The organism is Apilactobacillus apisilvae, from assembly GCF_023380225.1.
GTDB classification, from domain to species: Bacteria; Bacillota; Bacilli; order Lactobacillales; family Lactobacillaceae; genus Apilactobacillus; species Apilactobacillus apisilvae.
This window is the reverse complement of sequence record NZ_CP093362.1, coordinates 329,876-344,949: the sequence shown is the minus strand read 5'-3', so window position 1 is coordinate 344,949 and position 15,074 is coordinate 329,876. Positions and strand designations below refer to the sequence as shown.

Here is a 15,074-nt window from a genome sequence, read left to right as displayed (position 1 = left end):
CTTACTTAATTTTATTAATATTTATAATCTTACCTATATGTTTATTAACCGATAAATTATCACTTGAGCCTTCTAATAACCACAAAACATTATCAAATCCATAGTTATTAACATCTTCTTCACCGATACCATCCGTAAATATTAAAGCTAGACCATCTTTTAAATGATATTTTGCAATAAAATCAAAAATGGATTGATAACTCGTTCCACCATTTGCGTTTCTAATAAATTTAATATCATTAGTAGAATTTAAGACATATGATTGATTTAAATATACTTTTGTATCAAATGGATAAATCGTTATCTTGGATGGATAATGCTTACTAATATTTATTATTTTAGATAAAGCATTTTGTAAATTATCATTACTAATTGATCCAGAATGATCTATGAATATATTAATGGGTACTATCGTATTAGACATCTTACCAGGAATTTCCATCCGATAGGCCTGCCTGCGATTGAATCGATTAATCGTATCTTTTTTACTGTATGGAATATTACTAATGCCCATTTGAAGATATTTATTTAGATTAACAGGCTTAGAAGTTATTTTTTCAATTTGCTTTTTAATTGGATTAGGTAATTTGCCTCTTTTACGATTATCTATATTCTTAACACTCTGCTTAATAATTTCTTTAATTTTCTTATATTTAGGAGATTGTCCACTATCGGACTTATGAAATTTTTTATGATCATCCATTAATTTCATATTATTAGAATCACTTTCAGATTTCTGCTTAATCATGAAAGTGTTTAACAACTTAATATATTCACTAGAATCTTTAAATTTAGGCATCTTCGTTTGATAAAAATAAGTTATTTTTTCAATAGTCCAAGCATTTTTAGGGACATCATCAATATATTGATTCACTGAAATATCAGAGGCAATATTTTCAATATTATCTTTACCATTATATCTAACAGGGTGCAACCAAATAATGTGTAAAGCGAGATGTTGTAATATTGCAATTATATCGATTTCAGATTTAATAGATTTTGAAAATAACTGCGGGTTAAAACCAATTATTAGTGAATTTTCCTCCCACTCTAAGGCAAATGAACTTTTCAAATTACTATCACCAGTTCTCTTTAGATTCATCAATATATAACCATAAATTTTATTTTGAGAAAAACTATCTATAATAACCCTGCTTATTAATTTTTGAATTAAATTAATTTTTTTATCATTATCACTGTTATTAATTTTATAAATTAAATCATTTATGTTCATAAAAATCACCTAAATAAACTGATCAAAAATTATACTTTGAAATTGTAAATACAAGTTTTCAAACTCAATATCTTCATGACTAATAGTTAAATTATAAATATCATTTATTAAATCCGTATTATTAGCAACATGTAACATAAATCCATATTGACCGTCAGGACTTAATTTAGACAGTAATTGATTTAACCTCTGTGCTAAATCAGGTGACCATGCTTGAATATCATCAATCATTTTTTCTAATAATTCATTTTTGTTTAGTTCATCTAATTGGATAAACTTATTGACTATATTTGACAATGGTTCGTTTATTAACTGACTCACCGATAAATTATTAAGATTATTTTTACTAAAATTTAAAAAGCTAGCAGCCAACTCTTCACCAATATTTCCAGCAATCAAATTTATTTTAATATTATAATTCAAATCTTTAAATTTATCGTTATCGATAATATCAGAAACTCGCTGCCATGATCTGGGAGTAGGATTCATATCATCATCATTCACAATATTTAAAAATTTAGGATTTTCCTCAATATATTTTATGACCAATGAATTAATTATCGATTGTCCATTTTTAATAGATTTAGCCCATTTTAACCAATCATTAACATTAGCATCCATTACAATTCTAGTAGTACGATCTTTAATAGCTTTGTCACTGGTAAACACACTATAATCGCTATCTTCAAATCCATCCATCGATGAATCCGGATTTTCAGCAATAATTATTTTTACTTGAGATGGTAATTTTAATGAATTAATTTGTCTTTGAAGAACTAAATTCATTAACTCACTTTGTACACCACTAGAACCACGGTTAAACTCATCTAAAAACCAATAAATTGGTTGTTGCGGGTTTTTCTCAGCATATTTAATAATTTCAATTAAAGTATGAGAATATCCATATTTTACATCAGCAATAACACCATATTTTTGAGTATCAATAAAAGATTCTTTATTTAACGGTGGCACTGGAATACTTAAATCACCTTTTTCAGATAAACTAACAACCGTTGTAAATAATTTAGCGCTATTTTTTAATGATAATTCCTCAACTAAAGCTGATTTACCAATTCCAGCAACTCCAACAATATTAGGCACATGGCCACTTTTTATTACTATATCCACAGCTTTTAGAGTATCTAAATATCCTAATGTCATATATATCTTTCCTCCTTATAAAAATAGACATACTCACTGAAAGTTCAGTAACTATGCCTATAGTTATTAACGACGCTTTTTATTACGACGTTTTTTATTTTTATTTATTTTTTTACTCATTTTACGACTCATACGTTTCATAGCCATTTGAGATAACTTACCAGATAATCCGGAGCCACCCATACCTGGCATCATACCAGAGGCGCCATCACCGCCACCCATATTACCAAGCATATTTTCCATTCCTGACATATTTCCATTAGACATCTTACTCATCATTGTCTTCATTTGATTAAATTGCTTAATCATTCGATTAACCTCTTGAATTGGACGTCCACAACCTCTGGCAATACGACGTCTTCTAGATGGCTTTAATACATCAGGATTATCTCTTTCTTCATTTGTCATTGAATAAATCATCGCTTTGATATGTTCCATATCCTTAGGATCCATATTAACGTTCTTTAAAGCTGGATTATTGGCCATTCCAGGTATCATTTTCATAATATCTTCTAATGGTCCCATTTTTTGAATTTGATTTAATTGATCTAAGAAATCTTCAAAACCAAAAGTATTGTTTTGCATCTTTTCGGTAAGCTTTTGAGCTTCTTTTTCATCATAATCCTTTTGGGTTTTCTCAATTAGTGAAAGAATATCACCCATCCCTAAAATACGTGAAGCCATACGATCAGGATGGAAAACATCCAATGCATCCATCTTTTCACCCTGACCAACAAACTTAATAGGTTTTTGAGTTACTTCTCTAATTGATAAGGCAGCACCACCACGAGTGTCACCATCTAATTTAGTCAAAACAACACCGGTAATATCTAATGCATCATTAAATCCTTCCGCAGTGTTTACGGCATTTTGACCGGTCATAGCATCGACAACCAAAAGAATTTCATCAGGATTAGTTAGTGTTTTAATATTTTTTAACTCATCCATTAATTTTTCATCAATTTGTAAACGACCAGCTGTATCAATTAAAACATAGTCATTATGATTTTCTTTAGCAACTTCCATACCTTGCCTTACAATTTCAACAGGATCCATATCAGTACCCTTTTGAAAAACAGGAACATCAACTTCCTTACCCACTTGTTCTAATTGGTCAATCGCAGCAGGACGATAAACGTCAGCAGCAATTAACAATGGTCTAGATTTATTTTCATTTTTTAATTTTAAAGATAATTTACCAACCGTAGTTGTTTTACCTGCACCTTGTAAACCAGCCATCATAATAACTGTTGGAATTTTATCAGATTTATTTAAAGGAGTTGCTTCCTCTCCCATTGTTTTAGTTAATTCCTCATCAACAATTTTAACAATTTGTTGAGCTGGATTTAAACCTTCAAGCACATCTGAACCCTTGGCACGTTCTTGAACCGTTTTTACAAATTTCCTTACAACGGAAAAGTTCACATCGGCTTCTAATAGAGCAAGGCGAATTTCTCGCATTGTTGTTCTTAAATCTGATTCAGAAACTTTTCCTTTTCCACGTAGATTACGCATTGCTTTTTGTAATCGTTCAGTTAATCCTTCAAATGCCATTTAATATACCACTCTCACTTTTCTTCTGTGTGTTCTAAGTCATCAACTAACTTTTTCAATTTTTTATCATTTGGATAATGAATTGATATATATTTTTTTATTGCATCAGACTCATCATTTCTAGTCATAAAATCCTTGTACAAATATAGTTGTTTTTCATAATTTTCTAAAATTACTTCGGTTCTTTTAATATTATCATAAACCGCTTGTCGACTAACATTAAATTCCTCAGATATCTCACCTAATGAATAATCATCTGCATAATATAATTGGACATAATTAGTTTGTTTGTCAGTTAATAAAGGTCGATAAAACTCAAACAATGAATTAATTCGGTAATTCTTTTCTATTTTCAAAATAAATAACCTCCTAATTCATATTTATTTAAGTAGTCCTTTAAATAATCCATAAACATAATCATTAGCATCAAATTTACTTAAATCACTAACTTTTTCACCTAATCCTACATATTTAACTGGCAAATGTAGTTCATTTCTAATAGCCAACACAATTCCACCCTTAGCAGTACCATCTAATTTAGTCAAAACGATACCCGTTACATCAGTAGTTTCTTTAAATAATTTAGCTTGGTTAAGTGCATTTTGACCAGTTGTAGCATCTAATACTAGTAAGACTTCATGAGGAGCTTCAGGAATTTCTCTAGTTAGAACTTTCTTCATCTTAGATAGTTCATTCATTAAGTTAACCTTATTTTGTAAACGACCAGCAGTGTCAACAAACAATACGTCATAATTTTCAGATTTGGCTTTATGAACGGCTTCATAAACAACTGCAGATGGATCACTTTTTTCTGGCTTTTTAACAATATCTACTTTATCTCTTTTGGCCCATTCATCTAGTTGTTCAATTGCTCCGGCTCTAAAAGTATCAGCAGCAGCTAATAATACCTTTTTACCATCTTTTTTATATTTATCGGCCATTTTACCAATTGTGGTAGTTTTTCCAACTCCATTAACTCCAACAAAAAGAATTACTGTAGGACCTTCATCAGCAAAATGAATTTCAGTAGATTCATCATTACCAGACTGATCATAAATTTCAATCATCTTTTGAATAATGACGTTTTGGACATCTTCTCTACTTTTGGCATTTTTTAACTTAACTTCATCTCTTAATTGATCAGTTAAATTAACAGCCATATCAAATCCGACATCAGATTCAATTAGAGTATCTTCTAAATCATCAAAAAAATCTTCATCGACAGATCTAAAGTTAGCAAATAAACGATTTAATTTTTCACCGAAAGTGGATCTAGACTTAGACAGTCCTTTTTCAAATTTTTTAGAATGTTCTTGTTCTTGTTCTTGTTCTTGTTCTTGTTCTTGTTCTTGTTCTTGTTCTTGTTCTTGTTCTTGTTCTTGTTCTTGTTCTTGTTCTTGTTCTTGTTCTTCAGTATTGTCTTGGGAAACTACTTCTTTGTCAATGTCTTTCGTTTCTTTTGATGGTTCAAAATTATTTTTCGCTTCTAATTCAGAGGATTTTTCTGTTTTTGAAGTGCCATCTAAATCAGCATTGGTTTTATTATTATCTGATTTGTCTTCCGAATTAACTTGGTTAGATTGCTGTTCTTGTTCTTTCTTTTCCTTATTTTTTTTAGATCTACTTTTAAATATATCAAATAATCCCATATTTTAATCCTCCATTGAATTAAATTTATTTAGGTTGGCTGAAACAACTTCTGAAACACCTGAATCTTGCATTGTAACACCATACAAAGTATCTGCATACATCATGGTTTCTTTTCTATGAGTTATAACAATAAATTGAGTATTAGTATCTAAATTACTCATATATTTAGCATATCTATCCACATTTTCTGCATCAAGTGCAGATTCAGCTTCATCTAGTATACAAAATGGGACTGGCTTTACTTTTAAAACAGCAAATAACAATGAAATAGCAGTTAAAGCTTTTTCACCACCAGAAAGCAAAGACATATGACGATATTTTTTGCCAGGTGGTTGTGCCATTATTTCAATACCAGTCGTTAATAAATTGTTCGGATTAGTTAAAACTAATTTAGCTTTACCGCCACCAAATATTTCAGTGTATACATCTTTAAACTGCACCGCAACTTTATCAAAAGTATCCTTAAATTTATATTTCACGGTACTATCAATCTTATTCATCGTTTCAGTTAATTGATTACTAGAATTTTTTAAATCTTCAGATTGATTTATTAAAAATTGATATCTTTTTGAAACCTCTTTATATTCGTCAATTGAAGATATATTAATATTCCCTAAAGCATTGATTTGTTCATTCAATAAACCTATCGATTTTTTAATATCATTATAAGATTCATTAATTTTAAAATTATTAACATTTTTAGTATCAATATTATATTTACTACTTAGTTTTTCTTTTAATTTAATTATACCATTATCAATTTGATTATCATTAGTACTAAATTTGTTATAACTACTGGTAACAATTATATAATTTTCTCTTTTTTCTTCAAGCATACTATCTAAATTACTAATTTTGGTTTGCAAGTTTACAATTAATTGATTACATTTATTCAATTCTAATTTATTAGATTTAATTTGTTGCTTCAAATTATTTATTTTTTCTTTACTAGTAGAATTAGAAATAATTAGCTTAAGATCTTCATCTAACGAATCAATTGAGTCATTAGTTAATTGAATATCATTATCTAACTGATCAATTGATTCAATAACATCAGCATTCTTATTACGGTAATTATTTATTTTTTCTTTAATAACTGCTAATTTCGATTTATTGGAATTCAAATCATCATTAAGACTGGAAATCAGTGACTCTAATGTAATAATTCTTTCATTGGTATTTTTAGATGCACTTTGATTTTTTAATAAATCTTGATTTAACTTATTTTTAATTTGATTGTTATTTTGGATTTGTTCCTCATAATCATCATCAAATATATCGTTGATAGACATTCTAATTGATTTTAATTCACGCTTTTTTTGACTAATTATTTTTTCATTAAACTCTTTATTATTACGATAATTACTTATTTTTGTAGATAAGGAATTCATCTTATCTTCTAAAGATTTAACTTCATCAGATAAATTTATAAATTTCTCATTATTTTCATTTATAGTTTTCTCTTGATTTTTTAAAAGAATACTAAATGAATCCATTTTTTTACTTAAATCAGTAAGTTTGTTCTTTTGTGATAACATTCCATCATAATGATTTTTATTTTTACCACCAGTCATTGAACCACCTGAATTAATAATTTCTCCATCTAAAGTAATAACTCTATTACTATAATTAATGGCACGACTAATTGCAGTAGCAGAATCTAAATCTTTTGAGATAATGACATTACCTAACAGATGTTTTTTAATAATTAACAGCTCTTTATCAATATCAACTAATGAATCTGCGGTGCCTATAAACCCTTCATAGTTCTTGCAAGTATCTATTTTCTGATTGGTGATAAATCTTTTTGACACACTTTCAACCGGTACAAATGTCGCTCTACCTAATTTATTTTGATTCAAATAATTAATTGCATTTTTGGCAGAATTACTATCTTGAACAATAATTTGTTGTAATTGAGAACCTAAAGCTGTTTCAATTGCTAATGAATATTTTGAACTTACCTTCAAATAATCAGATACTGATCCGTATACTCCAGATAATTGTTTTTTATCAGCTAGTATATTTTTTGCTCCACGATAAAAATTAGAATGATCATCGGTAATTTTTTTCAAACTATTATACTTTATTTTTATATTCTGATATTCTTCTAAGCTATGATACCAATCAGCCTTATTTTTTTGAATAATACTATTTAATTCAGATAACTTTTTTTTATACTGCATATATTTATTATCAATTTTAGAATAGCTCTCTTTTGATTGACCAATCATTTCACTAAAACTAGATATTTTAGAATTAAATTCTGCTACATCATTTTTTATTTCTCTTATCTTATTTTTTTGGCTAATGTTTTGAACATCACTTTGTTTTTTATTTTTGTCTAAATAAATGTTTTTATTATTTAAATCAGCCATTTTTTGCATAATATCTAGGTAATTAGATTTTAATTCTTCTTGAAAATTTCTTTTACTTGATAATTCCTTATTAAGTAAATTGAGATTACTAGCTTGAACTTTATTATTTAATTCAGTAAATTTTGCAGAAAGTTGATCAATTTCCTTTTTATAAGATGAACTATTATTGAGTAGGTTCTTTTTTTGAATAATCAATTTTTTTAAGTTGCCTTTTTTATCAATAATACTTTTTTTCTTGAATTCCAAATCTTGCTTAGATAAGTTTTGTTCTCCAGATATTCTTTCTAATTGTTGAGAAGATTTTAAAAGTTGATTTTGTAATTTTTCTTTTAAATTTAGATTTTTTTCAAGTTCATTTTTTTGATTATTGGCTTCTTTAGAATATTTTGATATTTCATTGTTTAGAATATCTTTTTTATTTTTAAAGCTAACTAATTCTTTATTATTAACATCTTTTTTAGATATGAAATCTTTTAATTCAAAAACTAATTTATTTATATCTAATTTTTCTAATTGATCTTTTTTTTCTAAATATTTTTTAGCAAGATTACTCTGTTCTTTTAAAGAATCATTACGGCTTTTCAACTCGTAAATAATATCTTCGACACGATCAAGATTATCCTTAGTTTGCTTTAATTTTAAATTAGCATCGTGTTTTTGATGTTTATATTTAAATACTCCGGCAGCTGTTTCAATAATTGATCTTCTATCTTCAGGCTTACTATTGAATATCTTTTCAATATTACCTTGAGAAATAATAGAAAAAGAACCAAGCCCCATCCCAGTATCCATAAACAAGTTATTAATATCCTTTAATCTACATTCTTGTTTATTAATAAAATATTGACTATCGCCATTACGAAAAAGTTTCCTAGCAATAATAATCTCAGAATATGGACTATTGATATATTGATCAGTATTATCTAGAGTTAATTTTACTTCTGCTCGATTCAGAGCTTTATGATCAACAGAGCCAGAAAAAATGATATCAGGCATTTTAGTTCCACGAAGTGTTTTGGCTGATTGTTCTCCTAAAACCCAGCGAATAGCTTCAATAACATTACTTTTACCACTACCATTAGGACCTACGATTTCGGTTAAACCATTATTAAAATTGATTTTGGTTTTATTAGCAAAAGATTTAAAGCCAATAACTTCTAATGATTTTAACTTCAAATTTAATTCCCCGTTCTAAAATTTATTAGTTTAAATACTGTTTTAAAGCTTTTTTAGCAGCTACTTGTTCAGCATTCTTCTTAGAATTACCTTCTCCAATACCTTCTTCTTTATCATCAATAGTAACCGATACTTTAAAGCGACGATCATTGTCTGGACCATTTTCATCTAATAAATGATATTCAATTTCTACAGGACCATTTTGTTGAGCCAATTCTTGTAATTCGGTTTTGTGATCAAAGAATTCATCAAACCAACCTTCATCTAATTTAGGAAAAATTACTTGATGACAAAACTTAACTACTGGCTTCATTCCTTGATCTAAATAAACAGCCCCAATAAACGACTCGAAAATATCACATAACAATGAGTCTCTTTCTCTAGCCTGAGCTTTTTCTTCACCTTTTCCTAAACGGATATACTTATCAAAATGACATTCTCTAGCAAAGCTACTAAAACTACGTTCATTAACCATTGCAGCCCTTAATCTAGTTAGTCTACCCTGTGGTAATTTAGGATATCTTTTAAAAATATAATCAGAAACCACTAGTTCGTAAACTGCATCACCTAAAAACTCAATTCTTTCATAAAATTTTAAGTCTTTTCCAGGATGTTCATTAACATATGAAGCTTGTGTAAAGGCCTCATCCAATAATGATTCATCTTTAAATTTTATTCCAAATTTTTCATCTAATAATTTATCAAATTCTGCTATCATTAAAATATCCCTCCATATATTAAAGAAACAATAAAAAGCGATTACCCTTTGAGTAATCGCTTTTTAATTATCTATTTGTTGTCTGAGTTTGACATTACATAATCTACAGCTTCGTCAATGGTTTGAATTTTTTCAGCATCTTCATCAGAAATTTCTGTATCAAAAGTATTTTCTAAGTCTAGCACAAATTCAACAAAATCAATTGAATCAGCATCTAAATCCTTTTGAAAATTTAAACTACCTGTAATTGATTTACGATCGACACTAAATTGATCGGAAACCATATCAGAAATTTTATTAAATACTTCTTCTTTTGTCATTTAGCTTTCCTCAAATCTATATTAAATTAATAAGTTAATTATATCAGATTTATTTATTTTTAGCATTTTGTTTAATTTCTGCCATTTTATCAGAATTTTCGTTAAAGTAAGTCACAACGTTATCAATTGTCTTTGAGTCAATCATTGACTTAATTTGGAAAATTGTATTTTTAATAGTATTAGCTTTGCTGCTACCATGAGCTTTAACAACCGGTGCTTTAGTACCCATTAAGACAGCACCACCATATTGAGAGTAATCCATTTGTTTACCAATTTTCTTAAATGTAGGTTTCAGCATTAATGCACCAAACTTAGATTTTAAGCCAGCTGACATAATATCACCTTTAATCAAAGTCAATAATGATAATGCAGTTCCTTCGATAGCTTTCAAAGCAGCGTTACCAGTAAATCCATCGGTAATAACAACATCTGCAGCACCATTTAACAATTCTCTAGATTCTACATTTCCAATAAAATTAAGGTTATCATCCTTAGATAATAGCTCATTAGCAGCTTTATGCAAACTATCACCTTTATCTGATTCAGTTCCGTTATTTAATAAGCCAATTCTTGGGTTATTAATTTTTCTAACATTTTCTGCATAATACTTACCCATAAAAGCATATTGATATAGATTAAAAAGTTTAGATTCAGCATTAGCGCCAACATCTAACATTACAAAATTATCATGTTCCGGATCATTAACAATGGGTAAAGTGGTTGCTAAACCAGGGCGATCAATCCCTTTAATTCTACCGATAATAAATAATCCAGCAGCTAAAATGGCTCCAGTATTACCAGCAGAAAAGAAAGCATCAGCTTCTTTATCTTTAACCGCTTGAGCAGCCATATCTAAACTAGAATTTTTCTTTTTCATGACTGCCTTTACAGGTTCTTCACCCATTTCAATTACTTCATCAGATTGAATTAACTCAATTCTTGTGTCATCTTCAATTAATGGTTGAATTTTATCAACTTGTCCAAAAAGTTTAAATTCAATATCTGAGTACTGATTTCTTGCCAATTCAACACCCTTAACTACTTCTGTAGGTGCGTAATCTCCACCCATAGCATCAATTGCAATCTTCATTTTATTTCTCCTTAATTAATCAAATATTTTTTCATTAGCATGATTTATATAATTTGCTAAAAGCTTATTTTCTGGATTACTTTGCCAGCTTTTTTTACTAACAATTAAAATTGCTTCTTGTTGAGCAATATTTAACATTGTTAAATCGGCAACTGGATCTCCAACATTAAATTCAGGAAGCCCTGATTGTGATTTTCCCATTACATCACCAGGGCCTCTTAATTCTAAATCTTTTTGAGAAATTACAAATCCATCATTACTATTAACCATTACATCCATTCTTTTAGCCCCAACCTCGGTTTTAGGATCAGCAATTAATAAGCAATATGATTGCTGACCACCTCTACCGACTCTACCACGTAATTGATGGAGTTGGGATAATCCAAAATGGTCAGCATTAAAGACAATCATCATTGTCGCATTACTGACGTCTACTCCAACTTCAATAACTGTCGTTGAAACTAATATTTGTAAACGATTTTCTTTAAAATCATTCATAATTTTATTTTTTTCATCATCATTCATTTTGCCATGTAACAATCCGACATTATAATAATTCTCAAAACTTTTTTGAAAACTTTCATAAATATTAACAGCATTTTTCATATCAACCGCTTCTGACTCTTCAACCAATGGAGTAACAACGTAAATTTGCTCGCCCTTATTTAAACGATTCTTTATAAATGGTAAAGAAGATTTAAATTGACTTTCTCTAATCCAAGCTGTTTTAATTGGCTGTCTGCCAGAAGGTAATTGATCAATTATCGAAACATCCATTTCCCCATAAGATGTAATTGCTAAAGTTCTAGGAATTGGGGTCGCTGTCATTGCCAATATATTGGTTCCAATACCCTTTTCACGCAATTTTTTTCGCTGATTAACTCCAAATCGATGCTGCTCATCGATTATTGCTAAGCCCAATTTATCATAATTAACAGCATCTTGAATTAAAGCGTGTGTTCCAATGATTAAATTAATTTCACCATTTTCAATTCTAGGCAATAGTTCTTTCCTAGCAGATAATTTAGTATCACCAGTTAATAAAGCAATGTTAATATTATCATTTTTAAAAAAATTAGCTAAACTATTAGCATGTTGTTCAGCCAAAATTTCAGTAGGTGCCATTAAAGCTGCTTGATAACCAGATTGAATACAGGCATAAATTGCTAAAACCGCAACAACAGTTTTTCCAGAACCAACATCACCTTGGAGCAATCGATTCATCTGTCGACTAGATTGCAAATCATATAAAATTTCATCAATAACTTTTTTTTGAGCATCCGTTAAATTAAATGGTAATTGTTTTATAAACGAATTGATAATATTACTATTGTATTTAAGTGCAATACCATTATTGGTTTTATTACTTTTTAAACTTTGTAAACGCATTTGAAATATAAAAAACTCATTAAACTTAGCACTCCGACGAGCCAACATAGCATCCCTTTTACTACCTGGAAAATGCATATCGTGAATTACTTTAGCTAGTTTTTCAATTTTATATTTTTTTCGCAAAGAAGTCGGCAGTATGTCTTGAATACATTTTTGATAATTTTCATAAGCATTTTTAATAATATCCTTTAAAGTGGTTTGACGAATATGTTTATTAACCTTATAAATTGAACTCATCTTGTTATTATTAATTGATGTAAGAATCTTAATGCCAGATAATGACGAGCGATTTTTATCAAATCTACCGTAAATCAAAACATCTTCGCCAACAGGTAATTGTTTTTTTAACCAAGGCTGATTAAAAAAAGTAACCTTAATAACAATATTATTCACAAGTAATCTAACATTTAAAATGTTTCTTCTTCGACCATAATGAACAACTGTTGGTTCGGATGCAATGGTTCCCTTTAGTGTTACTTTCTCTTGATCGGAAATATCATCGATGTTTTTCACCTGAAAATCTTCGTATCTAAAAGGATAATACAAAAGCAAATCAAAAATATTATTAATTTGAAGTTCAGATAAAGCTTCTTGCTTTTTAAGTCCAACACCCTTTAAAGCAGAAACACTATCATCAAGACTGTTCATAACATCAACTCCCAAACAAGAAATTAAAAATAAAAAAATCGGAGTAACCTCCGATTACTTTATTCTACAGAAATTAAGAATGAATAAACCGGTTGATCCCCTTCATGGACTTCTACTTCAAGCTCAGAATCAATCGTTTCCAATTTAGATTTAACTTTATTGGCATCCTTTTCGTTAGATTCTTTTCCATAAATAATGGTAATAACTTCACTGTCCTCATCCAACATATCTTTAACCATATTAACGGTAGTTTCAACAGAATTTTTTCCAGTTACTTTAATATCTCCATCAACGATACCCATAAAATGTCCTTTTTTAATATCAACACCATTGATATTAGTATCTCTAACTGCATAAGTAACTTCACCGCTCTTGACGGTGTCTAGAGTATCTTCCATCTCATTAACATTATCATCTAGAGAAGCGGTAGGATTAAACGAGAGCACAGAAGTTAATCCTTGTTGTAAAGTTTTAGTATGAACTATTTTTGCAGGAATATCGACAACCTGAGTGGCTTGTTCAGCTGCCATAAAAATGTTCCCATTATTAGGCAAGATAATAGCATTTTTAGCATTACTATTATTAATGGCATTAACAATATCCTGAGTACTTGGATTCATTGTTTGTCCACCTTTAATGATGTCAGTTACTCCTAAACTACTAAATAATTCACCTAGACCATCACCTGAAACTATTGAAATAATGGCCGTTTCTTTTGGTTCAGATTTAAGATCAGCTTGTTCTTTTTTTTCATCTTTTTCGATAATATCTTCCTGTTGTAATCGCATATTATCTACTTTAACATTTGCAAGATCACCGAATAGTTGTCCCCAAGCCAAAACTTTACCTGGATGCTCAGTATGAACATGAACTTTAACAATTTCATCATCATTAATTACTAATAAGGAATCACCCAATTTTGCTAAATACTCATAAAATTTATCATAATCAAAATCATATTTAACTTGTTGACCTAAACCAATTCTAACCATTATTTGTGTACAATATCCATACTTAATGTCGGATGGATTTAACTTTCCTTGTGCACTTTCATTACTTTGTTCGTGGCTAGCATCAATCATTTGATTCATTTCACCAGAATTAGGTTGATGACTTTCATCAATTTTACGATTATTTAAAACATCACTAAAAGCCTTAATAACAAAAACTAATCCTTGACCACCTGAATCAACAACACCGACCTCTTTTAATACGGCTAGTAAATCAGGAGTTGTTTGTAAAGCCATATTAGCCCCGTTATACAAATCATCAAATAAATCTGCCAAGTCACTATGTTTAGATTCCTTACCAGCTTGAGCAATCCCCTTAATAACCGTTAAAATTGTACCTTCAGTAGGTTTCATAACAGAATTATAAGCTGTTTTGGCACTATTTATAAATGCTTCAACAATGTCTTCAGATTTTAATTCTTTTTTATCTTGTACAGATTTAGAGAATCCCCTAAAAATTTGAGATAGAATAACGCCAGAGTTTCCTCTAGCTCCCATTAATAAACCTTTAGATAATGATTGGGCCAAGTCACCCACAGAATCACTAGAATCCTGTTCAACATATTTAGCTCCACTTTCAAATGACATACTCATATTAGTTCCTGTATCGCCATCTGGAACGGGAAATACGTTTAAAGAATTAATAAATTTTGAATTACTTTTAAGTGTAACAGATGCCGCTTGGACCATCTGATTAAATTTAGAACTTGTTATATTTGAGACAGACAACTATAATAACCCTC

Annotated in this window: 11 protein-coding genes; all 11 read right to left on the bottom strand. The window is 29.2% G+C overall.

What is annotated here, in order from left to right; all coding sequences use genetic code 11:
- Position 1: 1 nt before the first annotated feature.
- Positions 2–1,234 carry a VWA-like domain-containing protein gene (locus tag MOO46_RS01770; protein WP_249511319.1) on the bottom strand — a complete coding sequence of 411 codons (1,233 nt, stop codon included), beginning with the start codon at positions 1,232–1,234 and terminating at the stop codon, positions 2–4.
- 9 nt (positions 1,235–1,243) lie between these two features.
- Positions 1,244–2,395: an ATP-binding protein gene (locus tag MOO46_RS01765; protein ID WP_249511318.1), complete on the bottom strand. Its 1,152-nt coding sequence runs from the start codon at positions 2,393–2,395 to the stop codon at positions 1,244–1,246.
- Between the two features lie 66 nt (positions 2,396–2,461).
- Complete coding sequence (gene ffh, locus MOO46_RS01760) at positions 2,462–3,949, bottom strand: signal recognition particle protein (protein WP_249511317.1); 1,488 nt, start codon at positions 3,947–3,949, stop codon at positions 2,462–2,464.
- A gap of 14 nt (positions 3,950–3,963) precedes the next feature.
- Entirely contained in the window at positions 3,964–4,305 is a 342-nt protein-coding gene (locus MOO46_RS01755; protein ID WP_249511316.1) for a putative DNA-binding protein, read from the bottom strand.
- A gap of 24 nt (positions 4,306–4,329) precedes the next feature.
- A complete protein-coding gene (ftsY, locus tag MOO46_RS01750; RefSeq protein WP_249511315.1) occupies positions 4,330–5,598 on the bottom strand; it encodes a signal recognition particle-docking protein FtsY in 1,269 nt (422 codons plus the stop codon).
- 3 nt (positions 5,599–5,601) lie between these two features.
- Positions 5,602–9,153, bottom strand: coding sequence for a chromosome segregation protein SMC (gene smc / locus MOO46_RS01745; RefSeq protein WP_249511314.1), 3,552 nt, complete (start codon positions 9,151–9,153; stop codon positions 5,602–5,604).
- 25 nt (positions 9,154–9,178) lie between these two features.
- Positions 9,179–9,871, bottom strand: a complete 693-nt coding sequence (gene rnc / locus MOO46_RS01740) for a ribonuclease III (RefSeq protein ID WP_249511313.1) — start codon at positions 9,869–9,871, stop codon at positions 9,179–9,181.
- 71 nt (positions 9,872–9,942) lie between these two features.
- Entirely contained in the window at positions 9,943–10,191 is a 249-nt protein-coding gene (gene acpP / locus MOO46_RS01735; protein WP_249511312.1) for an acyl carrier protein, read from the bottom strand.
- Between the two features lie 49 nt (positions 10,192–10,240).
- Positions 10,241–11,281, bottom strand: coding sequence for a phosphate acyltransferase PlsX (plsX, locus tag MOO46_RS01730; protein ID WP_249511311.1), 1,041 nt, complete (start codon positions 11,279–11,281; stop codon positions 10,241–10,243).
- A 15-nt stretch (positions 11,282–11,296) separates the two neighbouring features.
- Positions 11,297–13,321 (bottom strand): ATP-dependent DNA helicase RecG, encoded by a 2,025-nt coding sequence (recG, locus tag MOO46_RS01725; protein ID WP_249511310.1) that lies wholly within the window; start codon positions 13,319–13,321, stop codon positions 11,297–11,299.
- A gap of 59 nt (positions 13,322–13,380) precedes the next feature.
- Positions 13,381–15,060, bottom strand: coding sequence for a DAK2 domain-containing protein (locus MOO46_RS01720; protein WP_249511309.1), 1,680 nt, complete (start codon positions 15,058–15,060; stop codon positions 13,381–13,383).
- Positions 15,061–15,074: the final 14 nt, after the last annotated feature.